Origin of the sequence: Ruegeria discodermiae (assembly GCF_030758345.1) — a bacterium.
Taxonomy (GTDB): domain Bacteria; phylum Pseudomonadota; class Alphaproteobacteria; order Rhodobacterales; family Rhodobacteraceae; genus Ruegeria_C.
This window is the reverse complement of the sequence record NZ_JAVAMO010000013.1, coordinates 1-24,996: the sequence shown is the minus strand read 5'-3', so window position 1 is coordinate 24,996 and position 24,996 is coordinate 1. Positions and strand designations below refer to the sequence as shown.

Sequence of the window (24,996 nt, the reverse complement as noted above, 5' to 3'; positions counted from 1 at the left end):
CCGTTTACAAAAGCGTCGGTTTCTTTCGCAAAGTAAGGTTGTCGCAGCAGGTCCTAAGTTACGCGTACATTCAGGCTGCCCAACTTGTCGAGGGCCAAGACCATAACATCCCCTCGGTTGACGGGACCAACACCAGAAGGCGTTCCTGAAAGGATGACGTCACCCGCTGCAAGCTCGAAGTGGTCACTCAGGTAGGAGATCATCTCGGGGACTTTCCAGATCATCTGGTTCAAGTCTCCTTCCTGACGAATTTCTCCATTCACCGTCAACGTAATTGGACCTTTATCAAGATGTCCGACTTCTGACACTTGGTGAATTGGTCCGCACGGCGCTGAGCACTCGAACGCCTTACCAATTTCCCAAGGGCGGCCCATTTTTTTCATCTGTCCTTGCAGGTCGCGGCGGGTCATATCAAGCGAAAGCCCGTACCCAAAGACACGATCCAATGCATCATCCACCGAGATATTTGTACCGCCGGACTTGAGCGCGACATACATTTCGGCTTCGTGATGCACATCAGAACTGTGCGGGGGGTAAGGAAACTCGCCAGAAGGGTCTAAGTTGTTTGGGTTCTTTTGAAAGAAAAACGGGGGTTCCCGGTTTGGGTCGTGACCCATTTCAATCGCATGTGCCGCGTAGTTTCGCCCTATGCAATAAACACGACGAACCGGGAACGTGCCGCCCCCCGCTACGGGTATTACATGCACCTCCGGCGCGGGAATGACATGGTCGGACATCGCTTTCCTCCTGAGCGTTTGACAGCCAACGATCGGATTTTCAAACGGACAGACACCTTCCGATCAATGCCACGTCATATTCAAATGGACGTGGCCGCTTACCAAGTCATCGCCAAAATCTACGCTATTTTGCAAGAGCCACGGCTTTAATCCGGCCCGACCATTTCCCAAATTGGTTGGGCCTTGGCGCTGCCTCAGTCGTCGGACTGGATGCTCTTTGGCAGCACACGTGAATAAACCGATTTCAAGTGATCGACCATGGCACTGGCCGCAAGCTCGCCATCACCCTTCGCTATGGCTGACACGATCACATCATGTTCACTAAAACTCGAATAGTCTTCTACGGGCTTCAAAGTCTCCCGTGGCTGCCCCCAAACGATTGATCTTCGAACCGAATTTAAAGTCTCGAAGAAGTAAAGAAAGAGCTGGTTTCGAGTAGAGCGGGCTATGGCGTAGTGCAAATTGTTGTCCCACGCTTCATAAGTGCGCCAATCCTCTGCCGTGCGACATTTGTCCGCGCAAAGCCTCATTTGCTCACGATCCGAACGTGTGGAATGGAGCGCTGCCAGGCGGCTAAGCTGTGGCTCGATCGTAAATCGCACGGATACAACTTGTTCAGGTTTTATTTGGTTACCCAAATAAGTTACGTCGGTAAGATTAAGAACCGGCCTGGAACCGACGAAAGTTCCCCGCCCCACATGGCGCCAGATAAGCCCTTGCGCCTCAAGCTCTGCCAACGCTCTTCGCAACTGATTGCGGGTTGTCCCAAGCGTTGAACAGAGATCGCGCTCAGGCGGGAGCCTGTCGTTGTGCCGGTATCCAGCATTGTTGATCAGGTCTCGTACGCGTTGCGCGAGTTCGGTTGGTGCGCTCATATCCCCACCCAATTTGGTGATTGGTTGATTGATTGAAGCGCCAAGTCGGAAAAAACTCAAGGGTAAGAGGAAAGCTAAAAACGAGTCGCCGGACGGGATCCGCGTCCAGAGCTTGACATCAGCACGAGGGAGGAGTGCCGAGTGCGGTTAGCAAATGTTTCCGTAAAGGGCCGCGCCGTTTGCGTGGCAATACTTGCCGATGGCAGTAGATTGGACGTTTTGCGCGCTGCACAAATGCATGGCAAGGCGTTGGACGCCAGTTCAATGCAGCAGTTGATCGCGGGCGGCGAAGCTGCGCTTGGAGCGTTGAAAACCCTCGTTTCGTCGGCCGAAGAAGGCGAACTCAAGGGCGCGTTGGTTCCCGCTGATGCGCCGTTGTTGGCTCCCATTCCTGATCCACGCAAAAACCTGTTCTGTGTCGGGCGCAACTACGCTGAACACATCGCCGAGGGCGAACGGGCACAAAACCAAAAAATTGGTGTAACAGAGCATCCGGTTTTCTTCACAAAACCGCCGACCTCTATTGTGGCACCAGAGGCGGACATTCTGATATTCCCCTCGGTCTCACAAGCCATTGACTATGAAGTTGAACTGGCAGTTGTGATTGGGAAACCGGGGCGAAACATAGCCAAGGCTGACGCATACGACCATGTATACGGCTACACGATCCTCAATGACATTACCGCTCGTGACATCCAACGCCGACATGGTGGGCAGTACTTTAAAGGCAAGGGTTTGGATGGGTCTTGCCCATTGGGTCCCTTAATAGTGACCGCCGACGCAGTAAGCGATCCACACGCATTATCAATTGGAATAACGATCAACGGTGAACAGCGCCAAAACGGAACGACGGCGGACATGATTTTCGACATTCCAACGCTGATCGCTTCCCTGTCGGAGGGCATGACCCTGGAACCTGGCGACGTTATCGCGACTGGCACGCCGTCGGGTGTCGGGTACGCGATGGACCCTCCACAGTTCCTGAAAGACGGGGACATCGTGGTTTGTGAAATTTCAGAAATCGGCACGCTCAGGAATACCGTGCGCGCCGTGTAAGTGGCTCCTGCATTGCTGAATATGCGGGATGCCAACCATGCAAGGGAGGAAGACTATAATGATGAACAGAAGGACTTTCACAGCGTCTTTGCTTTCGGCGGTTCCGGTAGCGGGAGCATTGGGAACGAAAGGTTTTGCGCAGGATTTGCGTAAAATAACTTTCGTGCAGCCAAGCCCTTCGGCAATCAATTCATTTCCGGTGTTTGTTGCCATTGGAGAAGGATACTTCGCGGATGAAGGTTTGGACGTGACCGTCGAGGCCATCAACGGCTCGGGCGCCGTGCTTCAGGCGTTATCCGCCGGGCAAGCGCATTTCGGTCGCCCAGGACCTGGCCCCTTGATTGCCGCACGGTCGCGCGACGTGGATGCCGTACACATCTACAACGTTGCCGCCCGCAGCAACTTTGGCATCGCCGTGCCGGAAGACTCTGACATTCAAAACGTCGAAGAACTGCGGGGCAAAGTCATCGGAACAGGTACCGCGGATGGCGCTGAAGTGGGCTTTGCACGAAACGTAATGACCGGGGCTGGCATGAAAGAGGGTGAAGACTTTACCTTCCTGACCGTCGGCGATGGCGGCCCAGCGACTGCGGCTTTCCTGAACGGCGAAATCGACGCTTATTCTGCTTCGACGGCTGACACGGCAATCCTGAACCAACGCGGAATGAAGGTGCGTGACATCACCCCTGCGGAATTCGGGCGCTTCTTCGGAAACGGTATTGCAACTATGGCTGACACAATCGCCAATGACCGCGAATTGGTTGAGGCTTGGAGCCGCGCGTTCGCACGTGGACACGCTTTTGCGCTCGATGATGCCAACCGCGAAGCCGTGTTGAAGCACCTAGCGGACGGAAATCCGCAGGAAGGCGAAGACAAAGAGTTCCAGTCAGCGCTATTCGATGCCGTGCGTTCAAAAACCATAGCAGCAGATCCAAGCAATGGCCTGGGATGGTATCCCGCCGAGGTTTGGCAAGAATGGCAAGATGCGCTGGTCGCAGGGGGCGAAATCCCAGGGCCACTTGATGACCTGAGCGCTGCGTGGACCAATGAGTTTGCTGCCATTGGCAACGAGGCCGTCAGCAAATGAACGCTGAAGTCACTCATGAGTTTTCCGGCGCGCCCTTGGGCACGCCGGTCTACGAGTTGACCCACGTAAGCAAGACCTATGCGCGCAATCTGGTTGTCGCGCTCGAGGATATAAATCTGACGCTTCGGAAAGGAAGCTTCACATCTGTCATCGGGTCCAGCGGGTGCGGCAAGTCAACTCTGCTCAAGATAATGGCGGGTTTGATCCCGCCCACAAAGGGGCGTGTGATTCTGCAGGGGAAACCAGTCACTGGGACCCGCCGGGACATCGGTATGATGTTTCAGCAAGCGACGCTTTTCCCCTGGAAAACGGCCGTAGAAAACATCGTCTTGCCGATTGAGATCCGCGATGGAAAGGCGGCGGCCAAGCAAGCTATGGCCAAGGCGCATCAACTTTTGGATATCGTGGGCTTGAATGGGTTCGAAAACGTATATCCGAACGAATTGTCGGGCGGAATGGCACAGCGCGCCTCAATCTGCCGTATGCTGATCACGGAACCAGCCGTGCTTTTGTTGGACGAACCGTTTAGCGCGCTCGATGAATTGTCGCGCGACATGATGAACATGGAATTGCAGCGGATTTGCCGGGAACAGGAAGCGACCGCGTTTCTTGTGACACACTCCATTCAAGAGGCGGTGATTTTGTCCAATGAAATCGTCGTGTTGAAGCCACGTCCAGGCAGGATTGCTGAAATTGTTGAAGTCGACCTGCCTCGCCCGCGCACGCTCGATATGATGACGACTCCTAAGTTCGGCGCTATTGTAGACTACATTCGCAGCCTCCTGGATAAGGGAGAAGAAATGTGAGCCAAGTTCAGGATTACTCGCCTTCCGCAAAGGACGCTGGCACTGCAGAAGACACTGTTTGGGAGCAGAAAGTTCACTTTATCGACTCGGTTCCCCGTTGGATCGCGATGACGTTTGTTTTCGTCGTTTTCGTGGGCACCTGGCAGATTGTGACGAGCCTGGGGCTTGTATCGCCGATCATCCTGCCCACCCCGATGGAGACCCTTAGGGACATGATTTTCGTCGGACAAAACCTTTTGACCGGAGGCTACATGCTGGGTGCGCTGTGGATCACTTTCAAAGAGGTCGTCTATGGCTTTGCCTTGGCAATCGCGATCGGTTTTTCGCTTGGCGTGCTGGTCGGGGAAACCGCATTTGGCGAAAAGGCGGTGATGCCTTACCTCGTGGCCATCGACACCATGCCAAAAGTAGCGTTCGCCCCGCTGTTTGTGGCGTGGTTGGGGTTCGGTATTGAATCCAAGGTGGCACTTGCCGCCTTTATTGCGACATTCCCAATTGTAGTTGGAACAGCCGCTGGGCTTCACGCCGCCGACGAAAATGCGCGCATGTTGTTCAAGACAATGGGTGCGAGCCGGATGCAGACATTGATCAAAATGAAGCTGCCGACCGGTTTGCCGCAGATTTTCACCGGCCTCAAAATCGGAGCAGTCGGTGTTATGGCAGGCGCGATCACAGGAGAATTCCTGGGTGGCGGAAAGGGATTTGGTGAGCTGATCCGCGTTGCAGCCTCGCAGCTCAACACTCCGCGCGTGTTCTCGTTGATCCTGTATCTAAGCCTCGTTGGTCTCGCTGTGTTTGCGTCAGTGGTTTGGACACAGCGTAAGCTAGTGTTCTGGCACAAAGAGCAGGTTGGCAGAGATGACTTCTGAGCCTGTGAAAATAGACTGCCAAGATTTGCGTGATTTCGTGGCGAGCGCGCTCGAAACACGAGGTGTGCCAAAAGCGGATGCAAGTAAGGTGGCCTCAACGATGGTCGAGGCCGACATATATGGCTATGGCACGCACGGCGTCTTTCGCCTGCGTCAGTATCTTGCCCGGCTGGCGGGGGGTGGAAGCAACGCCAAGCCAAACGTCACCGTCCTTCATCAGACCGTCTCGACCGCGTTGATTGACGGCGATGACGGCCTTGGCCATTTGGCTATGTCGACTGCGCGAGATCTTGCGATAGAAAAGGCAAAAGAGGTCGGCATCGGATGGGTTGGTGTTCGGCGCGGCAATCATGCAGGACCACTGGCACTTTATGTGCGCCCGCAGGCCGAGGCTGGGTTGCTTGGCATGGCCGCGGCGGTGGGCAGTGCAAACCACGTACCGCCCTATGGCGGAAGCGACTTGCTTCTTGGCACCAATCCCATCGCATTCTCTGCCCCTGCCGATGGCCCGGACCCGTTTGTGTTCGATATGGCGACGACCGTTGCCGCGATGGGTAAGATCAAAACCCTGTTGCAGCAAGGCGAACCTATGCCCGAAGGTTGGATGGTTGGGCGTGATGGCAATCCGTTAACGGACCCTGCCCGCAAATCAGAAGGGTTTCTTTTGCCGATCGGAGGTCCGAAGGGTTTCGGCCTTTCCGTGGCTATCGGGTTGATGGCCGGGGTGCTGAATGGCGCGGCATTCGGCTCTGACGTGGTCAATTTCACCTCGGACACAACTTCATCCACAAACACCGGCCAGTTCGTTATGGCGCTCAATCCGGCAGCCTTTGGGATGGGCAATGACTTTGCTTCTAACGCAGCCCGCGTCTTCTCTGAAATGCGCGCATCCGCCCCCCTGCCCGGTCATGAGCCGGTACGCTTGCCCGGAGACGGCAAAACGACTGCCGCAGAGGCCCGCCGCAAAGACGGTTTGAAGCTGAACCCCGCTCTTTGTCGAGACCTCAACAAACTTGCCGAGGACTGCGGGCTATCCCCTCTGTTTCCTAGTCTCAGCGCCGACTAGCAGCGCATCCGTGGGAAGCTGTAGGCGCTTTTGACGAGAGTTTAGCGAGGTGTCTCGTCCTGTGCCTCCAGCGCTTTCACAAGAGCAGAAAGTTTGTTCATCATGTGGAGCTTCATAGTTTTTCCAAGCCCATCTGCATCGCGGGCTTTAAGCAACTCCATCATGGCTTCATGTTCATCAATTGCCTGCGCCCAGCGTTCGTCCGACAAGTTGGCCATAAAACGCGCACGGCGGACCCGCGCGGCTAAAAGCTTGTGGTGGTTTTCCAGAATGTCGTTTCTCGCGCCCTGAATAAGTGCCTGATGGATGTCCTGATTGGCTTTGAAATACGCCTGCCTATCACGCGCCTCGTACGCGCTCAGCATATCCTTGTGGCTGCTCTCAATCCGTTGAAATTCTACGGCGTCCATCTGCTGACAGGCCAGTTCCCCCACCAGTTGCTCAAGCGATGCAAGCACTGGAAACGTGTTCTCCAATTCCGCTCTCGTTACACTCGCAACGCGAGCACCACGATTGGCCTGAAGCACTACGAAACCTTCTGATGCAAGAACCTTTAAGGCTTCTCTCAGTGGTGTCCGTGAAACACCCAAGGAATCACAAAGCTGTTTCTCGGGCACTTTTTCACCCGGCTTCAACACATCCTCTACAACAAGATTGCGCAAGCGTTCGACCAGCTCTTCATGTAACGTCGTGCGCTTGATGCTATCCGTCAGATTCATTGCCACTTCCTACTCGTCAAGTGCCATTTCCAGCAGGCGCGCGACATGCATGGGCTGCCGCAGGGTACCCTCAGTGATTTGGTGCCGGCACGATGTTCCATCCGCCACAACAATTGCATCCGCAGGCGCTTTTTCTAAAGCTGGAAACAGGTCGAGCTTTGCCATCTTGATCGAGACATCGATAGTTTCGGGCGCGTATCCAAATGCCCCGGCCATACCACAACAACTGCTTTCAATCATGTGAACCTGCGCCTCGGGAATACGCTTCAGAAGATTGAGCATCGGTGTGACGGCATCGTGCGCATTCTGGTGGCAATGTCCATGTACGTAGATTGGGTGCTTCAAGGGCTTCAGGGGCAAGTTCGGTTGGCCTGCCAAAAACTCCTCGAAGGTAAACGTGGCTTGCGACAACAGCTCTGCTTCCCGTCCCGGGCAAAGAGCCAAAAATTCATCCCGAAAAGTGAGGATTGAGGACGGTTCAAGCCCGACCACCGGAACCCCTTGAGCGACTGCCTTTCGTGTCGCGTCAATCACGCGCTGTGCCTCGTGACGCGCCTCTTCCACGCAACCCACAGACAAAAGAGTGCGCCCACAATCCAGCGGCCTTCCATTATGGTCATCTCGTGCTATGGCGACCCGCAGTCCTAGCGCACGCAGGACCCGGACCGCGGCGCGTAGATTGTCAGGCTCAAAATACCGGTTGAACACATCGACAAACAGAAGAACCTGCGGATCAGCGTCCTGTGCCTCGGCATCCCGGAACGGGTCAGAAGACCACACTGGCAGGTCACGTCGCGCCGAAATTCCAGTCGGTTTTTCCAGTAGGTAGCGTAAAGGAGCAAGTTTGTTCCGGGCATTCAAAAGCCACGCGGCTTTCGCTGCTTTAGGTGCATATCGGGGCAGATAAGCTATTAATTTATCTGCCAATGTCAGCCCGTCCTTTTTGCGTTTCGCCGAAAGCACTTCGATCTTCATGCGGGCTATATCGACGCCAGTCGGGCATTCACGCGCGCAAGCCTTGCAAGACACGCAGTATTTCATCGTGTCCTGCATTGCGTCTGAAGTTAAACCGCCCGGCAACTGTCCGCTGATCGCAAAACGCAACGTGTTTGTCCGCCCACGTGTGGCATCACGCTCGTTTCGGGTCGCACGGAAAGAAGGACACATAACCCCGCCCTTGAGCTTGCGACACGCACCGTTGTTGTTACACATCTCGACGGCGCCCTGGAATCCCCCTCCGGCACCCGGCCAAGCCGACCAGTCCAACGCCGTCTCGAATTCAGGAACTGAATAATCCGGGCCGTAGCGGAATAGGCGGCGATCATTCATGGCGGGCGCGTGCACGATTTTGCCGGGGTTCATTAGCCCATCGGGATCGAACCGGTCTTTAACCTCTTCAAACGCGGAAACGATACGCGTGCCGAACATCTTGCCATGAAACTCTGATCGCACGATCCCATCACCGTGTTCGCCTGAATGAGACCCCTTGTATCTCTTGACCAGATCAAAGGTCTCTTCGGCAATCGCTCTCATATTACGGACGTCCTTATCCTGCCGCATGTTCAGGACAGGACGAACATGCAAACACCCGACAGAAGCATGCGCGTACCATGTCCCCTTTGTGCCGTGTCGGGCGAAAATTTCAGTCAGGCCAGCGGTGTAATCGGCGAGATCAGGCAACGGGACAGCGCAGTCTTCAACGAACGAGATCGGTTTACCCACCTCTTTCATCGACATCATCACGTTCAACCCAGATTTTCTGTATTCCGCGATAGATTTTTGCAGTTTGGTATCAGTAACTGATACAACCCCGCCCCAACGGTTTTCAGTCCCGCTGAAATCAAACCCGAGATCTCCCATCAGTTGGGAAAGCTCGACCAGTTTTGCAGCATTGGCCTCGGCGCTACCCTCGGCGAATTCCACCAACAGCAGGGCTTCGGGGTGGCCTTCGACAAACGCCTCAATCGTACTGCGGAACAGCGGGATTTCACGCCCCAATGCGATCATGGTGTCGTCGATCAACTCTACCGCCTGCGGTCTGAGCGTCACCAGGTGCTGTGTAGCCTCCATCGCAGCACGAAATGTCGGGAAATGACACACGCCGACAACTTTCTCGCCCGGCAAGTAAGCAAGGTTAAGTTCCAATTCAGTGAAATAGGCAAGTGTTCCTTCTGACCCCACCAGCAAATGAGACATGTTGACGTCGTTGCCGACAAGCGCATCGATATTATACCCGCCCACACGACGCTGAACTTTGGGAAACCGGGCATCAATTTCCGCAGCCTCGCGATGCCCCAGAGCGCGCATGTCCCCAACAAGTTCGGCATAGTCGCCAGGTGCCGCCGTATCGGCGCTGAACCGTGCTTCCATACCATCGCTGAGGATTGCACTTATTGCACGGACGTTGTCACGCATGATCCCATAGCGCAGGGATTTTCCACCTGAAGAGTTGTTGGCTGCCATCCCTCCAAGCGTGCAGCGCGACGCGGTCGAGGGGTCAACGGGAAACCATAAGCCAAATTGCTTTAGTGACTGGTTCAACTGATCCAGAACAACACCGGGCTGAACACGCGCGACACGGTTTTCAACGTCCACGTCCAGAATACGATTCAAGTGCTTGGTGTTGTCTAGAACAACGCTTTGATTGACCGTTTGCCCACATTGCGATGTGCCGCCGCCGCGCGGAAGAATGGAGCATCCTTCGTCACGCGCAACAGACAACACGGCCTGCACGTCCTCTGAGTTTCGGGGAATGACCACGGCGTTCGGTATCATCTGATAGATCGAAGCATCGGTCGAATACCTTGCGCGCGATGCCGGGTCAGCCATCACCTCGCCTTGGACATCAGACAACAGTCGGCGGTGCAACGATCCATGTTCTAGCATCGGGTTCGCCTTCCCTTCCCAACCAACCAATTGGAAGCCTCACTTCACCGTTGACTGAATAATGAATTCATAATTAACTTTTGCCAATAGGTAATCGCGCCACCTATTCGGCGCCAGCGGAAGGATCAGTTCAGATGCGCAACGCGGGCAGACATTTTTTGCAAATCCCAGGGCCAAGTGCCGTGCCGGAACGCATCCTGAAGGCCATAAGCATGCAGACCATCGACCACCGAGGGCCAGATTTTGCAGAAGTCGGAAACAAGGCCCTCACTGGGATGAAAACTATTTTCAAGACAGAACAAAACGTGTTCATCTACCCTTCATCCGGTACAGGCGCGTGGGAAGCTGCGCTTGTGAACACCGTTTCGCCAGGCGAAAAAGTTCTCATGTATGAAACGGGGCACTTCGCGTTCATGTGGTGTAACTTGGCTGGAAAAATTGGGTTGCAGCCAGAGTTGATTGAAGGGGATTGGCGTGGCGGTGCGGACCCCAATCAGATCGAAGACCGCTTGCGCGCAGACAGTCAGCATGAGATCAAGGCGGTTTGCGTCATCCACAATGAAACTTCTACAGGATCTGTCTCGCCTATCGAGGACGTTCGCAGAGCTATAGACGCAGCGGAACACCCTGCACTTCTAATGGTCGACTCAATCTCCGGCCTTGCATCGATCGATTTCAGGTTTGATGACTGGGGCGTAGATGTCTGCGTCTCAGGTTCGCAAAAGGGACTGATGCTACCACCCGGTCTGAGCTTCAATGCTGTAAGCGATCGAGCGTTGGAGCATTCAAAATCCGTGACAACGCCACGCAGCTATTGGGATTGGCAGGATATGGTCGGGCCAAATCAGACAGGGTTTTTCCCTTATACCCCCGGCACCAATCTTCTTTACGGATTAATTGAAGCCATCGATATGTTGCATGAAGAAGGACTCGACAACGTATTCGCTCGGCATGCCCGCCACGGAGCCGCGACGCGAGATGCCGTGCAAGCATGGGGCCTCGAGGTACTGTGTGCTCGCCAAGGTCAGGAATCGGGCGTCCTGACCGCTGTCAAAGTCCCTGAAGGGCATTCTGCTGATGCCTTCCGTGCGACAGCGCTGGAACACTATGACATCTCACTTGGAAATGGCCTGTCTAAAATGGCCGACAAGGTTTTCCGCATAGGTCACTTGGGGGATTTCAACGACCTGATGTTGATGGGCACACTCTCAGGCGTAGAAATGGGACTCGCCAAAAGCGGCGTGCCGCACAATACAGGCGGCACCCAGGCTGCATTGGAGTATCTCAAGGCCGCGTAGCGCTGGACAATGTCTCCAAAAACGCCACAAGGTCCGCGATCTCCTGTTCTGTCAATTTCAGTTCAGAAAGTACCGCGTCACCATTGGTGTGAAGCCTTTCCGTATCGATTTCGCTGTAGTGTCGGACCACGGCATCCAGATCATTCAGGCTGCCGTCATGCATGTAGGGGTCGGTTTCCGCCACGCCTCGCAGGCTGGGCGTACGAAAGTTTCCAAAATCAGAATGGCTCCTGCGTACATTTCGAACCGCCCATGCACCTTGCTTGTCCGGATCGTCATTCCAGTCTCCGTCCAATGTGTAAGGGCTGGAGAGTAAAAAATTCAATCCTCCGAACCGGCCTTCGTCGACTTCGGTTTCACTCAGAAAATACGGTACGCCAGCGTCGTGGAATTCGTTGTTGGAAAATCTCGGGCCATTATGGCAGAACGCGCAATTCCCGCGCCCCAAGAAGAGCTGAAGACCACGCTGGGCAGCTTCGGGGTAGTTCGCAGCCTCTGCCAGATCGCTGCGCTCCAACGCGTCGCGAAAATCGTCAAATTGTGTCCGCTCGGTTACCAGCGTTTCCAGATAAGCTGATAGGGCTTTGGCAATCTTTACCAACACCAGCTCGGGGTTTTGGCTTTCAATATCGCCAAAAATATCCTCAAAATCACTGACATAAGGACTTTCAGAAATGGCCCTCTTCAGGCTTTCCTCACTGTGCGCCATCTCTTGTTCTTCGACGATCGGATGCAAGCTGGCTGCCCAAAGATTATCACTCTTTCCACCCCACCCGTACCAGCGTAGCCCGGCAAGGTTCCGCAATGATGGCGTATTCCGATCCAAAAGCACGCGACCGAACGCACGCGGATCGAGCGTGGTAAATGCCTGCTCGGGGTTGTGACAACTTGCACAGGCTAATGCACCGTCAATCGACAACACCGGATCATCGAAAAGTGCAGCGCCCAGAGCAATCGCTCGGGGATCGTTTGAACCCCTATTGCTTGGATCCGGCTGGATTGGTGGCGGCCACGGCCCGAAGGACAACGTTTGTTGGATCTCGTCTTCTGATAGCAAGACCTCGGCACGCACTACACTCGTTAATGCCACGAACGCGACTGACACCCACAGCTTCATTTCAACGCTAAGTCATAAGTGTAGGATACCGTTTGCCCGTTGTACTCTACGTCCACTTGCAGCTCCCACTTTCCCGGCATGTGAAACAGCATATCATCGATACGGAACACGTCGTCGCCTATCGCAGTGACGACTGGAAGGTAGTTCATCCCGTGTTGGTGAGCGGGCATGACTGCATCGACACGCATTTCACTTACGGCAGTTTCACCGCACACCGTGAGGAGTATCGAAAACGGCTGGGCCAACGGAATTTCGTCGACAGCCACATGCACCGCAGGTGCGTTCTGAGTTTCTGTACTCATCCGCTGCCCCGTCGCCTCACAAGCGATGGCCGCGCCGGAAGATGCCAGAAACCAGACGAGCCAGCGGATCATTTTGATGCCAACAAACGTTCTGCGTTGGCATAGGCAATGTTGTCTGCGATCTGATCTGGAAGCAATTCCAGCCACTCGCGTGAAAAATCTGCATGCGGGCCGACGTAATACCAGCGCTCCGGTGCAAACGTATCGGTACCGACCATAAACCGATCAGGATGCGCTTCGAACGCAGCTTGCCAATCCGGATCGACACGACCCCGCGAGACCATATCAGAACGGAACGCCAGATCGGCCCAAAGCTGGGGATACGTGTCCAGGGCGTCGACCACCTTTCCCGGATCGTCAAAGCCAGAATGGGCCCACAATACTCGAGCCTCCGGCCAGGTTTCGAAGATCAGGTCAACCGCCTCGCGATCACCGTGATGGTGCAGGATTAGGTTCCGCCCCTTCGCCAGTGCGATCACACGCTGGATAACCGGCGTTTTGATATCGTCCCCATAAGCGTGAAACTCGCCGATGGCTTCGTAGTCGTTCTTCGACAGATTTGCTTCCAGATAGTCGATTACTGTTTCGTCGTGCATCCAGGTGTTGATCTCACCGCGACGGCGATAGGGGCGAAGTGCCGGAACAACGATGTCCGGCGCTGCAGCCAAAAGCAGTTGCGTTCCGTTATCGTCTGAGCTGGAAACCAGGGCTTTCCGCACGCCTGCATCCCGCAGGATTTTGGCCACTTGTTCAGGCGGAACCAGTTTGACGGCATCATGGCTGTAGTGAATATGCGCATCGAAGATCGGTCGCTCTTCCGCGATGGCCACTCCACTGAACAGCGCTGCACATACAATGAAGGTATACTTTAGCATTTCAAACATCCTCCATAGCGTTCAGTCCCGAGCAAGCGTGACGTCGAAATTCACGTGCAGGTAAGGTTCAGTGATCTTACCTGAAAGAGCCATGTCATTGGGAAATTCTGAAGATGATCGTTCGACATACGTCATCACCAGATCGTCCCGAACGCCGAAGACCGTATCCTGATCCAGATAGGGATCGTCGTCCGGAAAAATCTCGGTCACGAGTGAGCGATAGCCGGGGGCTTTGACGATAAAGTGTAGGTGTGAGGGCCTCCACGGATGGCGACCGCAAGCGCGCAGAATATCGCCGACTGGCCCATCAGACGGCACAGTGTATTCAACAGGCTTAACTGTGGTGAACGCATATCTGCCGTCGTCGCCAACTGTCATCAGCCCGTGGAAAGAATAGGTGTCCTGTTCTTCATCTTGACTGGCGTAAAGGCCATTGGGGGCCGTTTGCCATATGTCGAGTTCTGCGCCGGCAATGGGATTGCCCTCTGTGTCCCGAATGACGCCTTCAGTAAGCAGAACCGGCCCGCCGTAATGTCGTTTCATATCTCCACCCATGGGCAGCGGGGGGGCGCCGGATACGTGAAACGGGCCCAACACCGACGAACTTGTTGCGTCTGGACTTGAATGCAGCATGTCCACCAAAGAAGACAGGCCCAGGACGTCCGACGCCAGCACAAACTCGTGGCGATCCTCGGTTTCCACAGCGGCACAACCCTCGAGAAACGCAATCCCAGCGCGCCATTCGTCATGCGTCAGGTTGGTTTCGCGCGCGAAGTCATGAAGGTGCTTGACCAGGGACCCCATGATTTCGCGCATCCTTGGATCCGTGTCCTTTGACAAGTACCCCATGAATACGTCGGTGATATTGTCTTTGGTGACAGAGCGCATCTTGGCCTCCTTATATCAGGGCAAGGCTGAGGATCGGAAATTCGATCAGAATGAACAGAACGATCAGCATCACGAACGCAAAGGGAAGTGCGCCCATGAACACGTCCTTGAGTGATATCCGGTCGTCGTTGATCGTGGATTTGATAACAAAACACGATATGCCCAGAGGCGGGGTCAAAAGCCCGATCTCAGCTCCCACCACGGTGATGATCCCGAACCAGATCAGCGACATATCAAGCGCTTCGGCCATCGGCAGGAACAAAGGGACGACGATCAGGATGATCGATGCCGTATCGAGCAATGTTCCCAAGAACAGCATCAGCAGGACATAGAGCAGCATGATCGACCAAAAGGACGCGGAGTTCCCTGCAAGCAAATCCTGCAACTGGTTGGGCAGACCGGCGAGGCCGAGCATGCGGCTGTAGATCGAAGCTGCTGTTATCAGAAACAGGATCGCCGCTGTGATATGGCCGGTTTCCAGGAGCGCATCCCAGAACGCCCTCGGGGACATCGATTTGCGTAATACTGAGATGATCAGCGCAACAAAGGCCCCGGCGGCACCCGCCTCGACTGCGGTTAGCCACCCTGTGTAAATGCCGCCAAGCACCACCGTGATGATGAACAGCGTCGGCAGGGTCTTAGATGCGATCTCACGTCCCGACATCCATTCGGTGTCTTCGACAACGCGGCCACCAACAAAAGCCGGGGTGAAACGGCCCATAACCCAAATCGCGCCGACATAGGCGATGGCCAGCATGATACCGGGTATGACGCCGGCCAAGAACATGTCCCCCACGGATTGTTCGGCGACGAAGGAATAGATGATCAGCATCGCCGACGGTGGGATGATCATGCCCAGCACCGAGGAACCGGCCACAACGCCAACAGCAAAGCGCGGGTTATAAGCCTGCGCCATCATCTGCGGGACCGAAACTTTGGTGAACACGGATGCGGACGCGATAGATGACCCTGTGACCGCAGCAAAGACAGCGTTGGCTCCGACGGTTGCCATGCCGATACCGCCTTTAACCTTGCGAAATCGCATGGTCATGACTTCGTAGATGTCCCTGCCCAACCCCGCCTTTGAAACGATGAGCCCCATAAAGGTAAACAACGGGATGGTCGCGAAACTATATTCCATCGCGCTGTCGCCAACCGCCACTTTCAGCAGGTTGAGCGCCAGCGTGAAATTGTCCCGCATCAGCCAGATCGACACGAACGATACCACGCCCAGTGCAATCGGAATGTAAACGCCTGCGTAGATCAGAAAGACGATGGCGATGACCGAGATAAGGCCAATCTCAATCGGCGTCATTCTGCGGCCTCGTCATGTTCAGGGGTGCGAATTAGATGCGGGCGGTCCTGCGCCGTGACAACCTTGAGCAGGAAGATCACGCAGGCAAGCGCAGTACCGCACGCGATGACCAGTTTGACCGGCCACCATGGCAGTGTGAAAAGACCCGGAACTCCGAAGTAGTCCTGCGTCTCCCACATGTGCAGGAATTCCGGAAAGGTTACATAGGCAATTAGGCCCATGAAGATTGCCGAGATGGCATTGATGATGCGCCTCAGATTGCCCGTCAGACCAGGGCGGCGATGATGCAGCAGGTTCAGAAACCCGTCCGAGCGCGTCAGCCGATCCACTCTGACCACGTCGGCCAGTTGCAGGAAAACGATCATCACGACCGAAAACTGCACCATTTCATAAGTGCCTCGAAGCGGAGCCGAAAACAGTCCGCGCGCAACGACGTCGAAATTCAGAATGACCACCAACGCAAGGACGACGAGCGTGCCCAAAGCGTTGGCAGTTATTGCAAGCGAATTGGCGACACGCGACAGAACGTCGACTGCGGTCTTCAGCATGTATGGCCCCTTTCTCGGGTCGCTGAACGATTATTCGGCCGTCCAGTCGCGCACACCAGTGAAACCGGCATCCTGAAGCTTGCCGAGATAAGCGGCCAGCATATCCGTGCCCTGCTCGCCGTTCTCATTCAGCGTTGCAGCCCATTCCTGCGCAACATTGGGCATCGCATTTGCCCAAGCAGCGCGGTCTTCATCCGAGATTTCAATGATCGATCCGCCAGCTTCTACAAAGGCATCTCGTGACGCAGCGGCTCGATCCATCGCAATGCCTGCCACGTGGTCACGGTAGTCGATAGCCACGGCCTGTAGTACGTCTTTGACCTCATCGGGCAGATTCGCCCAGTAATCGGCGTTGACGGTGACTGTCTTAGTATTCACCGCGCCAAGGTCCGCCTTCAACATGTAAGGGGCCACTTCGACGATTTTGAACGTCTTGGAAGCTTCCGGCCAAATCATCACACAATCGACAAGGCCGGTTTGAACCATGTTGTAGAAATCAGTGAGGCCACCGCGAACGCCCGCCGCATCCTTGATACCCTCGAGGTAGCGCAGGTTCAGGCCGGCACCCGCGATTTTGCGTCCTTCAAGGTCTGCAACCTTCTCGACTGGCTCTGAGCAGAACATCTGATATGTGTCGAGCACAACGCCCGTCGCCAGATAGACCTGATTTTGCGCAGCGAACTCATTCTGCATTGCCGGGTATTCTCGCGCGATCTCATCCACGGCTTTGGCCACCGCGCGGGCATCCGACGCGACGAATGGTGTCGAGCCCGAGATCCCCTGACTGGGCAGCTTGGATGAATGGAAGATGGTTGTGACGATGCCAACGTCCCCCAAACCCAGCTGTACGCCTTCCAGAACACCTTTGGGTTTTACGATTGAGCCGCCATAGTTCTCCTGCCAGTTCATCTTGTAGTTGCCGGACTCGGCCAGCCGCTTATCCACTTCGGGAATAAAGAAGTTTGTGAATTCTTTCACCCACAAGGCCCGGTCCGGGTAACCATCAATTACGACAGCTGAAATGGTCTCTTCTGCTTCGACTGACAGTGCCATAGTGCTTGCCACGGCAATACCCAACAGACTGCGCTTGGTCCAGTTTTTCATTGTCTCTCCTCCCAGAAAGATGGGTCATTCAATTTCCACTAGTTTGCTTTGACCCAGTTGACGGTCAGGTCGGTGCCTGCCGCTTCGAACAGTTTTGCGATGGCGCAATACTTGGCTGTCTCCACGCCCACGCGTGTCAAATCCTCCTGACTGGCGGGCGTTTCACAATTCACGGTGAGTTCAATTTCGGGAAACGGGACCTCGATCTCCTCTTCCATTAGGACACCACGCCGATCCAGCCTGCATTTCGCGCCGATTGTCACGGTGCCAAGATCGATTCCCAAACGGTGCGCATTCTTGTGCCCGATGACATTTGTGCAGGCGATCAGAGCAGCCATTGCGGTCTCAGTCGGAGACGGGCCAAGATTTGTTCCGCCCCGTTCGACGGGCTCGTCGATAATCACGTCCAAATCGCGAATTGGGATCTCGGTGCGCGAGTGTGTCGGGCATTGAGCCGTCGTGCGATACGTCACGACAGGTTTCACTTTCATCGCCACTGCGTCCCCTCCTCATGCATATGAGCAAACCTTTTCAAACGGAAAACGCGGCAGCTTGTGAAACAATCCGGTTTCGTCCGCGTAGCCCAGATTGCAAAGGAAGTTCGACTTGAGCGTCGTGCCCGCGAAGAATTCCTCGTCGACGATCTTGTTCGAAAAGCCTGACATGGCGCCAACGTCCAACCCGACGGCCCGGGCCGCGATCATGAAGTAAGCGCCCTGAAGCGTGCCGTTGCGAAACGCAGTGTCGGCCACGTAGTCGGGATTGTTTTCGAACAATGGCCGACGATCTTCGTGCGGGAAAAGAAAGGACAGCTCCTTCCAGAACTCTAAGTCGTAGGCAATGATGGCCGTGACTGGCGCGTTCATCATCTTTGGCACGTTCTTTGGTTTCAAAGACTTGGCCAGACGCTCTTTGCCCTCGGCGCTTTTGACAAAAATGAACCGCGCAGGCAGCGTGTTCATGCTGGTCGCGCCGTTGATGGTGATGTCGTAGATCTCTTCAAGCAACTCGTCGGGGACCGGTTTTTCTGTCCACGTGTAGTGAGACCGGGAATCGCGCAGGATTAGGGCGATCGCGTCATCCGACAGACGGGGAATGCGTTCGCGCAGATCACGATGATCTTGCTGCGCCTTGGCGCGAAGTGTCTCCAGCTCTGCCCCGGTTGGTGCACTCATTCTGCGGCCACCTTCGATCTGGTATCTTTTTCGTCAACGATCGGGCTGGCGCAGATGCCGATACCTTCGATTTCGACCTCAACGATCTCGCCCGGTTTCAGCCATCGTGGGTCGGGTTTCTTTGCGTGACCCACACCTGGCGGTGTTCCCAATGCAATCAGATCACCCGGCTCAAGCGTCATAAATTCTGAAATTGTCGCGATCACCTGACGAACACCCCAGATCATGTTGGCGGTGTTTGAACTTTGCAGAATCTCATCACCAACGCGGCTTTCGATCTTCAGACCGGCAGCGCCCTCGGGCAACTCATCCGGGGTAACCGTGAAAGGACCAATTGCTCCGGTGTCGTCAAAATTCTTGCCCGGTGTCCATTGTACCGTTTTGCGCTGATAGTCTCGCACCGATCCATCGTTGAAAACGGTATACCCAAACACATGGTCCAGCGCGTCCTCCTCCGAGATATGACGACCGCGCTTGCCAACAATCAGCATCAATTCCGCTTCGTAGTCAAAATGCTCGGAAGCCACCGGTCGCACCATGGGTTTGCCAGCCGCCATGATTGAGTTCTTTCCACGCATGAACAGCGTGGGGTACTCGGGGATGTCGTATCCACCTTCTTTGATGTGGTCGGTATAGTTCAATCCCATGCAAATAGTAGTGCCGGGGGCGGCCACTGGCAAAGCCGGGGTGATAGTCGAGACCGGCACAGACACTGCTGCCGAGATTTTATCGGCGAGTGAGTCGCTCAAACCCGGATTGGCAATCAGTCCCATCAGATCTGCGCCAACACCAGCGTCTAAAGACGTTAAATTTACTGCATTTTCGCCACTTACGGCAAAAACCGCAGTGCCTTCCGAAGTCTCTCCCACCAGGTATTTCATTTTTTACCATCCATTTCAGTTCGCTTGATTTTTGCCGACTATTTTGCAATATGTCAAATAATATCGATATTTTTGGAGAGCGCTAATGGTTGCTTGGGCGGACTACAAATCAGAAGCAAAGAACCGCGGCGCAATGGCTTTGGAGCTTTATGTTGCTCTGAGCACACCAGCCAAAGCGCCCGAAGATGTGAAGGCTTCACTGCCCGATCACCTGGCATATCAGGCGCAGCTTGAACGTTCGGGTCAGCTGGCTTTTGCCGGGCCAATGTCGGATGAAACCGGTGAGCATATGCAGGGAATGGGCCTGATCATCTATCGCGCCGACAGCCTTGAGGCCGCTCGAAAGCTGGCCGAGGACGATCCGATGCATAAAAGCGGGGCGCGCAGTTTTGTTCTTCGGCGCTGGATGATCAACGAAGGCTCTCTGAACCTCTCAGTCGGCCTATCGACCGGAACAAGTGCCCTCAGTTAAAGGCACTTCAAAGATTGCGCATTCAAAGAGGAACAGTCGGATATGGACGTCATGCTTGATACTGAGGGCAAAGAGAAATCAGCCACTCATGGTGCGTATCGACGGCTGCGCGGTATGATTCTCACAGGTGAGTTGCCTCCCGGCCAGAAGCTCAAGATCGAACAACTCCGTGGTCTTCTGGATACAGGCGCAAGCCCGGTTCGCGAAGCGCTTAGCCTTCTGACCTCTGATATGCTGGTCGAGAGGATCGATCAGCGCGGATTTCGAGCAGCGCCAGTCAGCAAATCCAACTTCGAGGAAATACTATTGCTGCGATGCAACCTCGAGGAAACAGCGCTGCGCGCTTCCATCGCCAATGCAGAAGGAGCTTGGGAGGACAGGCTTGTCTTGCGTCATCACCATATGAAAAAGGCCAGTCAAAAAGGTGCACCGGACTTCGAAGACGCCCACAAAGCGTTTCATATGGCTTTGTTGGAAAATGCAAAACTGCCGTTGTTGCTACGGTATTGCTCGCAGCTTTACGACCTCAACATTCGCTATCGTTATCTGGCGGCGGGAGGGCCAAGTTACAAAAAACGCGATATTGCTGCCGAACACCAGCAAATCCTGGATGCCGCACTCGACCACGACGCGGACAGCGCAACCCGGCACTTGATCAATCACTACCGCCGAACGGGTGAGTACCTGAGCAGTCAGATGGAGTCCTGAAATGCAGCGGAACTGGTTTCTGGGCGATCTGCTGAATCAGCTGTTCGACCGTCCCGGCAAAAGGCGCGGAAACGATGACAATCGATCCATTGTGGAGCTTTGTGAGGCCTTGTTGTCCGCCGAAGGCGAAGTATCGGGTTTCACCCTCGCCTCCACAATTCTTGATCGCTACCAGACCTTGGAAGACACCGAGAAATTGGAGTTTTTTGCCTATTTGAATAACCAACTTGAGCTGGACGCGGATCAGCTTGCCGAAGTGGCAAGCCTCTATGCCAACGACAGAAGTGTCGATTTATATCAAAAGGTTAGTGAAGTCGCGGAACCCAGACGGCAAGAGTTGTTGCGTCGATTGAACCAACCCTCCGGCGCGACACAAGAACTCGTAGCAATGCGCGTTGACCTGTTGCGCTTTCTCAAATCCAACCCCGAGCTCAAACGAACAGATATTGACTTCATCCATTTGTTGCGGAGCTGGTTCAATCGGGGCTTTCTTGTCCTCAAACAAATCAGTTGGGATACTCCAGCCCGCGTTCTGGACAAGATCGTTGCCTATGAGGCAGTCCATCAGATCAGCGATCTGGACGATCTGCGACGCAGGCTCTATCCGCCGGATCGTCGTTGCTTCGCGTTCTTCCATCCTTCGATGCCGGATGAACCGCTGATTTTTGTCGAAGTTGCTCTGACGGATGAAGTTCCAGACGCAATTGATGCGCTTTTGTCCGAAGGTCGGGAACCGATACAAGCCGAACAAGCAAAAGTCGCGGCGTTCTATTCCATTTCAAATTGCCAGAAGGGTTTACTGGGTATCAGCTTTGGAAACCTGTTGATCAAACAGGTTGTGACCGAGCTGTCGCGAGAGCTTCAGGGGATTGATACCTTTGTGACCTTGTCGCCAATACCAGGGCTTAACCGTTGGTTGGCGGGCGAGACAGAACACCCTGAGCACGGCCACGCCGCCGAGGCCGTGCTTGAGGCAACGACCTCGGCGCAAGATTTGCGCGCAATGGCCGCCCGATACCTGTTGTTCGCAAAGCGCGAGGATGGGATGCCGTTGGATCCCGTGGCCCGCTTCCACCTCGGCAATGGTGCCGAGTTGCACGAGTTGCACGCCGAAGCCGATTTATCGCCAAACGGACGATCACAATCCGGCGGTGCAATGGTCAACTACCTTTATGATTTGAACAAAACAGAGCGTCATCACGAAGAATTTGCAACACACGCGACAATCGAAGCCTCGCGTTCAGTTCGCGCGGCATCAACCGCCGCACTTGCTGCCAAGCCAAGGGAACATACAGAGTGACCAATACCCTCTACGATAGTTTGTTTGCTCACCATGAGGGAAACGAGGCTCCGTTCCTGCAACTCGATGATGGCCAAGTGGTGTCCTACCACGCGTTTTTGAAGCGTGCGGCGCAGATCGCGCATGTTTTGCATATCAACGGAGTTTCCCCCGGCGATCGCATCTTTGTGCAAGCCCCCAAGTTGGCCGAAACGATTGCGCTCTACGCCGCTTCGGTTCAGGCAGGTGCAGTCTACCTGCCGCTTAACACTGCTTACACATTGGCAGAGCTGGAGTATTTCGTCTCTGATGCCCAACCTGCGATGATCGTCTGCGACAGCAAAGACGAGGCTGAAATCGGAAAACTGGCGACCCAATCTGGCGCCAAGCTGCTGACCCTCGGCGGCGATACTCCGAGCCTGAGCCTTGAGGCAGACGCGCAGCGCTGCGTATTCGAAACCGTGGATCGCGCACCCGATGACCTTGCGGCGTTGCTGTATACGTCAGGCACCACAGGCCGCTCAAAGGGCGCAATGTTGAGCCATCAAAACCTGCTATCCAACGCCCATGCTCTCGTTGATCTGTGGGGGATTACAAACGACGATCGCTTGATTCACGCGCTGCCGATCTTTCACACGCACGGGCTATTCGTGGCGATGAACACATCACTCCTTGCCGGTTCCGAAGTTCGGCTGATGGAAAAATTCGACGTTGGCTTGATCTTGGAGGAATTGCCGCGCTCGACCCTTCTGATGGGTGTACCCACTTTCTACACCAGATTGCTAGCGGATGAAGGTTTCACCAATAAGGTCACGGGGAACATGCGCCTGTTTATTTCCGGTTCAGCCCCGTTGCTGGCCGAAACACACGTGGCGTTCGAAACGCGGACCGGTCACCTTATCCTTGAGCGCTACGGCATGACCGAAACGAACATGAACACCTCTAATCCTTACAGTGGTGAGCGTCGCGCGGGAACTGTTGGCATGGCTCTACCCGGCACCGAGGTGATCGTAACTAACCCTGAGACCGGAGCGCTATTGGACCAAGGCGAAGTTGGAATGATCGAAGTGCGCGGCCCGAATGTGTTCAACGGTTATTGGCAGATGCCCGAGAAAACGGCCGAAGAACTGCGCGAGAACGGGTTCTTCATCACCGGCGACTTAGGCCAATACAGCGAGGATGGCTATCTGTCGATTGTCGGCCGATCGAAGGACCTAATCATCACCGGTGGTTACAACGTCTATCCCAAAGAAATTGAAGACATCCTGAACGACGTAGATGGTGTTCTTGAAGCGGCAGTTTTCGGCGTCCCCGACAACGACTTCGGTGAAGCAATCATCGCCGCTCTGGTCGCAGAGCCAGGCGAAAAACCTGACACGGATCGGATTGCGGGGACCATCAGGGACAAGCTGTCGCGCTTTAAGCATCCGCGCCGCTACGAACTTGTCCCGGAATTGCCACGAAACACTATGGGAAAAGTTCAAAAGAACGTGCTGCGCGAACGGTACGCGAACAAAGAACTGTCACCGGCGGTATCTTAGGCAGCCCGTCCAGACGCTCAATCAAATCAAGACCTTCAGATCGGATACTACCCACCCTTCAGACTGCCAAACTCATCAGGAGATCCACAATGACTCGCATGACGGCAAAAGACTTCGACCAGGAACTTCTGGACCTGTATGACTTTTACGCGCACGGCAAGATCACCAAGCGCCAATTCCTGGATCGCGCCGGCAAGTTCGCGGTCGGCGGCGTGACAGCGGTCGCGCTGCTGAACATGCTCAGCCCGAACTACGCGATGGCTCAGCAAGTGTCGTTCAACGATCCCGATATCCACGCGGACTACATCACCTACCCTTCACCGAATGGAACCGGTAATGTTCGCGGCTACCTTGTCCGACCGGCCGGCGTTGAAGAGCCCCTTCCCGCGGTATTGGTAATCCACGAAAACCGCGGCCTTAACCCCTACATTGAAGATGTGGCGCGCCGATTGGCGAAGGCCGGATTTATGGCACTGGCCCCCGACGGTCTGACGTCAGTGGGAGGATACCCAGGCAACGACGCGGATGGGCGCGATCTGCAAAAGACAGTGGACCGGGTCGAATTGATGAACGATTTCTTCAATGGCTTTGAATACCTATTGAACCGAGATGATTGTACTGGAAAGGTCGGCGCTGTTGGTTTCTGCTACGGCGGCGGTGTGGTCAGCGCAATTGCTGTGGCCTATCCCGAACTGGCCGCTGGTGTTCCGTTCTACGGGCGCCAGCCAGCGGCCGAGGACGTGGCCAAAATTCAGGCGCCGCTGCTTGTCCAGATGGGCGAGCTTGACGAACGCATCAATGCAGGCTGGCCAGATTTTGAGGCCGCCCTGCAGGCCAACGACAAGGTATACGAGGCCTATATCTACGAAAACGCCAACCACGGTTTTCATAATGACAGCACGCCACGCTATGACGAGGAGATGGCAAACCTGGCCTGGGACCGCACAATTGAATGGTTCAAAACCCATCTGGAGTAATTGAGGTGTGCTGCGAAGCCATTCTTGCGTTGATATCGCTTTGCCGACACCCGCAATGCTCCGAGAATAAATCCCAGGAAGCCCAAGCATTCTAACTTACGTAGTAAGATAGACCGCTATGAGCCCTTGGCCCTTAGAAGGCGTAGCGCCAATAAAGGTATCCAATACCCATAGATGCGTTCATTGGCAGGTTCAAAGCCATTGAGTGTTTGTCGGCGTCATAACAAACCGCATACATCGCAGTACGGGTGTTATGTGAAGCGATCTCTGGTTGAGTGGTCAACACCCCTGAGCACCAAACGAACAAATACTTCAATCCGCAGGATAGCAGTCATTTATCCTGCGCGCGGAGAACGTCTGTTTCGAGCCCAGACCTCCGCAGTTATTGCGACGCAGCGGATGTCTCCTTCCCGCT

At 54.9% G+C, this 24,996-nt stretch carries 25 protein-coding genes; 11 read left to right on the top strand and 14 right to left on the bottom strand.

The window, feature by feature from the left end:
• Nucleotides 1-53: 53 nt before the first annotated feature.
• Nucleotides 54-737 carry a fumarylacetoacetate hydrolase family protein gene (locus Q5Y75_RS20860; RefSeq protein ID WP_306201209.1) on the bottom strand — a complete coding sequence of 228 codons (684 nt, stop codon included), beginning with the start codon at nucleotides 735-737 and terminating at the stop codon, nucleotides 54-56.
• A gap of 194 nt (nucleotides 738-931) precedes the next feature.
• Nucleotides 932-1,612, bottom strand: a complete 681-nt coding sequence (locus Q5Y75_RS20855) for a FadR/GntR family transcriptional regulator (RefSeq protein ID WP_306201207.1) — start codon at nucleotides 1,610-1,612, stop codon at nucleotides 932-934.
• A gap of 141 nt (nucleotides 1,613-1,753) precedes the next feature.
• On the opposite strand from Q5Y75_RS20855, the gene Q5Y75_RS20850 reads away from it, so the two are divergent.
• The 5 genes from Q5Y75_RS20850 to Q5Y75_RS20830 are packed head-to-tail and all read left to right on the top strand — an operon-like array spanning nucleotide 1,754 to nucleotide 6,496.
• The gene (locus Q5Y75_RS20850) at nucleotides 1,754-2,668 is read left to right on the top strand and encodes a fumarylacetoacetate hydrolase family protein (RefSeq protein ID WP_306201205.1); all 915 of its coding nucleotides are present in this window, start codon (nucleotides 1,754-1,756) and stop codon (nucleotides 2,666-2,668) included.
• Between the two features lie 58 nt (nucleotides 2,669-2,726).
• Nucleotides 2,727-3,755 (top strand): ABC transporter substrate-binding protein, encoded by a 1,029-nt coding sequence (locus Q5Y75_RS20845; RefSeq protein ID WP_306201203.1) that lies wholly within the window; start codon nucleotides 2,727-2,729, stop codon nucleotides 3,753-3,755.
• Entirely contained in the window at nucleotides 3,752-4,561 is an 810-nt protein-coding gene (locus tag Q5Y75_RS20840) for an ABC transporter ATP-binding protein (protein ID WP_306201202.1), read from the top strand. The genes Q5Y75_RS20845 and Q5Y75_RS20840 overlap by 4 nt, the downstream gene beginning before the upstream one ends.
• The gene (locus tag Q5Y75_RS20835; protein WP_306201200.1) at nucleotides 4,558-5,430 is read left to right on the top strand and encodes an ABC transporter permease; all 873 of its coding nucleotides are present in this window, start codon (nucleotides 4,558-4,560) and stop codon (nucleotides 5,428-5,430) included. The genes Q5Y75_RS20840 and Q5Y75_RS20835 overlap by 4 nt, the downstream gene beginning before the upstream one ends.
• Complete coding sequence (locus Q5Y75_RS20830; protein ID WP_306201198.1) at nucleotides 5,420-6,496, top strand: Ldh family oxidoreductase; 1,077 nt, start codon at nucleotides 5,420-5,422, stop codon at nucleotides 6,494-6,496. The genes Q5Y75_RS20835 and Q5Y75_RS20830 overlap by 11 nt, the downstream gene beginning before the upstream one ends.
• A gap of 41 nt (nucleotides 6,497-6,537) precedes the next feature.
• Here the strand turns inward: Q5Y75_RS20830 and Q5Y75_RS20825 are convergent, their stop codons facing one another.
• Both Q5Y75_RS20825 and Q5Y75_RS20820 read right to left on the bottom strand, forming a co-directional pair.
• Nucleotides 6,538-7,215 (bottom strand): GntR family transcriptional regulator, encoded by a 678-nt coding sequence (locus Q5Y75_RS20825; protein WP_306201196.1) that lies wholly within the window; start codon nucleotides 7,213-7,215, stop codon nucleotides 6,538-6,540.
• Nucleotides 7,216-7,224: 9 nt separating this feature from the next.
• On the bottom strand, nucleotides 7,225-10,044 hold the full coding sequence (locus tag Q5Y75_RS20820; RefSeq protein WP_306201195.1) for an FAD-binding and (Fe-S)-binding domain-containing protein: 2,820 nt from the start codon (nucleotides 10,042-10,044) through the stop codon (nucleotides 7,225-7,227).
• A gap of 191 nt (nucleotides 10,045-10,235) precedes the next feature.
• Here Q5Y75_RS20820 and Q5Y75_RS20815 point away from each other — a divergent pair, with 191 nt between their 5' ends.
• Nucleotides 10,236-11,399: a pyridoxal-phosphate-dependent aminotransferase family protein gene (locus Q5Y75_RS20815; protein ID WP_306201193.1), complete on the top strand. Its 1,164-nt coding sequence runs from the start codon at nucleotides 10,236-10,238 to the stop codon at nucleotides 11,397-11,399.
• On the opposite strand, the gene Q5Y75_RS20810 is transcribed toward Q5Y75_RS20815, so the two are convergent.
• From Q5Y75_RS20810 to Q5Y75_RS20765, 10 genes are read right to left on the bottom strand one after another with little or no spacing between them, the layout of a single operon-like run.
• Nucleotides 11,386-12,516 (bottom strand): cytochrome-c peroxidase, encoded by a 1,131-nt coding sequence (locus tag Q5Y75_RS20810; protein WP_306201192.1) that lies wholly within the window; start codon nucleotides 12,514-12,516, stop codon nucleotides 11,386-11,388. The genes Q5Y75_RS20815 and Q5Y75_RS20810 overlap by 14 nt on opposite strands.
• A complete protein-coding gene (locus Q5Y75_RS20805; RefSeq protein ID WP_306201189.1) occupies nucleotides 12,513-12,890 on the bottom strand; it encodes a hypothetical protein in 378 nt (125 codons plus the stop codon). The genes Q5Y75_RS20810 and Q5Y75_RS20805 overlap by 4 nt, the downstream gene beginning before the upstream one ends.
• Complete coding sequence (locus Q5Y75_RS20800; RefSeq protein ID WP_306201186.1) at nucleotides 12,887-13,693, bottom strand: amidohydrolase family protein; 807 nt, start codon at nucleotides 13,691-13,693, stop codon at nucleotides 12,887-12,889. The genes Q5Y75_RS20805 and Q5Y75_RS20800 overlap by 4 nt, the downstream gene beginning before the upstream one ends.
• 21 nt (nucleotides 13,694-13,714) lie before the next feature.
• Entirely contained in the window at nucleotides 13,715-14,581 is an 867-nt protein-coding gene (locus Q5Y75_RS20795; RefSeq protein ID WP_306201185.1) for a dioxygenase family protein, read from the bottom strand.
• A gap of 10 nt (nucleotides 14,582-14,591) precedes the next feature.
• Nucleotides 14,592-15,896, bottom strand: a complete 1,305-nt coding sequence (locus tag Q5Y75_RS20790; RefSeq protein ID WP_306201183.1) for a TRAP transporter large permease — start codon at nucleotides 15,894-15,896, stop codon at nucleotides 14,592-14,594.
• Nucleotides 15,893-16,444: a TRAP transporter small permease subunit gene (locus Q5Y75_RS20785; protein ID WP_306201181.1), complete on the bottom strand. Its 552-nt coding sequence runs from the start codon at nucleotides 16,442-16,444 to the stop codon at nucleotides 15,893-15,895. The genes Q5Y75_RS20790 and Q5Y75_RS20785 overlap by 4 nt, the downstream gene beginning before the upstream one ends.
• A gap of 30 nt (nucleotides 16,445-16,474) precedes the next feature.
• Nucleotides 16,475-17,548, bottom strand: a complete 1,074-nt coding sequence (locus Q5Y75_RS20780) for a C4-dicarboxylate TRAP transporter substrate-binding protein (RefSeq protein WP_306201179.1) — start codon at nucleotides 17,546-17,548, stop codon at nucleotides 16,475-16,477.
• Between the two features lie 38 nt (nucleotides 17,549-17,586).
• On the bottom strand, nucleotides 17,587-18,039 hold the full coding sequence (locus Q5Y75_RS20775; protein ID WP_306201177.1) for an OsmC family protein: 453 nt from the start codon (nucleotides 18,037-18,039) through the stop codon (nucleotides 17,587-17,589).
• Nucleotides 18,040-18,057: 18 nt separating this feature from the next.
• The gene (locus Q5Y75_RS20770) at nucleotides 18,058-18,723 is read right to left on the bottom strand and encodes a malonic semialdehyde reductase (protein WP_306201175.1); all 666 of its coding nucleotides are present in this window, start codon (nucleotides 18,721-18,723) and stop codon (nucleotides 18,058-18,060) included.
• The gene (locus tag Q5Y75_RS20765) at nucleotides 18,720-19,496 is read right to left on the bottom strand and encodes a fumarylacetoacetate hydrolase family protein (RefSeq protein ID WP_306201173.1); all 777 of its coding nucleotides are present in this window, start codon (nucleotides 19,494-19,496) and stop codon (nucleotides 18,720-18,722) included. Before Q5Y75_RS20765 ends, Q5Y75_RS20770 begins: the two co-directional genes overlap by 4 nt.
• 193 nt (nucleotides 19,497-19,689) lie before the next feature.
• On the opposite strand from Q5Y75_RS20765, the gene Q5Y75_RS20760 reads away from it, so the two are divergent.
• From Q5Y75_RS20760 to yghX, 5 genes are all read left to right on the top strand, one after another.
• Complete coding sequence (locus tag Q5Y75_RS20760; protein WP_306201171.1) at nucleotides 19,690-20,076, top strand: YciI family protein; 387 nt, start codon at nucleotides 19,690-19,692, stop codon at nucleotides 20,074-20,076.
• Nucleotides 20,077-20,118: 42 nt separating this feature from the next.
• A complete protein-coding gene (locus Q5Y75_RS20755; RefSeq protein WP_306201169.1) occupies nucleotides 20,119-20,784 on the top strand; it encodes a GntR family transcriptional regulator in 666 nt (221 codons plus the stop codon).
• Nucleotide 20,785: 1 nt separating this feature from the next.
• The gene (locus tag Q5Y75_RS20750; RefSeq protein WP_306201167.1) at nucleotides 20,786-22,084 is read left to right on the top strand and encodes a malonyl-CoA decarboxylase; all 1,299 of its coding nucleotides are present in this window, start codon (nucleotides 20,786-20,788) and stop codon (nucleotides 22,082-22,084) included.
• Nucleotides 22,081-23,604, top strand: coding sequence for a malonate--CoA ligase (locus Q5Y75_RS20745; protein ID WP_306201165.1), 1,524 nt, complete (start codon nucleotides 22,081-22,083; stop codon nucleotides 23,602-23,604). Before Q5Y75_RS20750 ends, Q5Y75_RS20745 begins: the two co-directional genes overlap by 4 nt.
• Before the next feature lie 89 nt (nucleotides 23,605-23,693).
• Nucleotides 23,694-24,581, top strand: a complete 888-nt coding sequence (yghX, locus tag Q5Y75_RS20740) for a YghX family hydrolase (protein ID WP_306201164.1) — start codon at nucleotides 23,694-23,696, stop codon at nucleotides 24,579-24,581.
• Nucleotides 24,582-24,996 lie beyond the last annotated feature (415 nt).

What these genes read in the sequence shown, in the direction of transcription:
- Q5Y75_RS20860 (WP_306201209.1), bottom strand. Translation starts at nt 737, where the DNA reads ATGTCCGACCATGTCATTCCCGCGCCGGAGGTGCATGTAATACCCGTA.
- Q5Y75_RS20855 (WP_306201207.1), bottom strand. Translation starts at nt 1,612, where the DNA reads ATGAGCGCACCAACCGAACTCGCGCAACGCGTACGAGACCTGATCAAC.
- Q5Y75_RS20845 (WP_306201203.1), top strand. Translation starts at nt 2,727, where the DNA reads ATGATGAACAGAAGGACTTTCACAGCGTCTTTGCTTTCGGCGGTTCCG.
- Q5Y75_RS20840 (WP_306201202.1), top strand. Translation starts at nt 3,752, where the DNA reads ATGAACGCTGAAGTCACTCATGAGTTTTCCGGCGCGCCCTTGGGCACG.
- Q5Y75_RS20830 (WP_306201198.1), top strand. Translation starts at nt 5,420, where the DNA reads ATGACTTCTGAGCCTGTGAAAATAGACTGCCAAGATTTGCGTGATTTC.
- Q5Y75_RS20825 (WP_306201196.1), bottom strand. Translation starts at nt 7,215, where the DNA reads ATGAATCTGACGGATAGCATCAAGCGCACGACGTTACATGAAGAGCTG.
- Q5Y75_RS20820 (WP_306201195.1), bottom strand. Translation starts at nt 10,044, where the DNA reads ATGGCTGACCCGGCATCGCGCGCAAGGTATTCGACCGATGCTTCGATC.
- Q5Y75_RS20815 (WP_306201193.1), top strand. Translation starts at nt 10,236, where the DNA reads ATGCGCAACGCGGGCAGACATTTTTTGCAAATCCCAGGGCCAAGTGCC.
- Q5Y75_RS20810 (WP_306201192.1), bottom strand. Translation starts at nt 12,516, where the DNA reads ATGAAGCTGTGGGTGTCAGTCGCGTTCGTGGCATTAACGAGTGTAGTG.
- Q5Y75_RS20805 (WP_306201189.1), bottom strand. Translation starts at nt 12,890, where the DNA reads ATGATCCGCTGGCTCGTCTGGTTTCTGGCATCTTCCGGCGCGGCCATC.
- Q5Y75_RS20800 (WP_306201186.1), bottom strand. Translation starts at nt 13,693, where the DNA reads ATGCTAAAGTATACCTTCATTGTATGTGCAGCGCTGTTCAGTGGAGTG.
- Q5Y75_RS20795 (WP_306201185.1), bottom strand. Translation starts at nt 14,581, where the DNA reads ATGCGCTCTGTCACCAAAGACAATATCACCGACGTATTCATGGGGTAC.
- Q5Y75_RS20790 (WP_306201183.1), bottom strand. Translation starts at nt 15,896, where the DNA reads ATGACGCCGATTGAGATTGGCCTTATCTCGGTCATCGCCATCGTCTTT.
- Q5Y75_RS20785 (WP_306201181.1), bottom strand. Translation starts at nt 16,444, where the DNA reads ATGCTGAAGACCGCAGTCGACGTTCTGTCGCGTGTCGCCAATTCGCTT.
- Q5Y75_RS20780 (WP_306201179.1), bottom strand. Translation starts at nt 17,548, where the DNA reads ATGAAAAACTGGACCAAGCGCAGTCTGTTGGGTATTGCCGTGGCAAGC.
- Q5Y75_RS20775 (WP_306201177.1), bottom strand. Translation starts at nt 18,039, where the DNA reads ATGAAAGTGAAACCTGTCGTGACGTATCGCACGACGGCTCAATGCCCG.
- Q5Y75_RS20770 (WP_306201175.1), bottom strand. Translation starts at nt 18,723, where the DNA reads ATGAGTGCACCAACCGGGGCAGAGCTGGAGACACTTCGCGCCAAGGCG.
- Q5Y75_RS20765 (WP_306201173.1), bottom strand. Translation starts at nt 19,496, where the DNA reads ATGGGACTGATTGCCAATCCGGGTTTGAGCGACTCACTCGCCGATAAA.
- Q5Y75_RS20760 (WP_306201171.1), top strand. Translation starts at nt 19,690, where the DNA reads ATGGTTGCTTGGGCGGACTACAAATCAGAAGCAAAGAACCGCGGCGCA.
- Q5Y75_RS20755 (WP_306201169.1), top strand. Translation starts at nt 20,119, where the DNA reads ATGGACGTCATGCTTGATACTGAGGGCAAAGAGAAATCAGCCACTCAT.
- Q5Y75_RS20750 (WP_306201167.1), top strand. Translation starts at nt 20,786, where the DNA reads ATGCAGCGGAACTGGTTTCTGGGCGATCTGCTGAATCAGCTGTTCGAC.
- yghX (WP_306201164.1), top strand. Translation starts at nt 23,694, where the DNA reads ATGACTCGCATGACGGCAAAAGACTTCGACCAGGAACTTCTGGACCTG.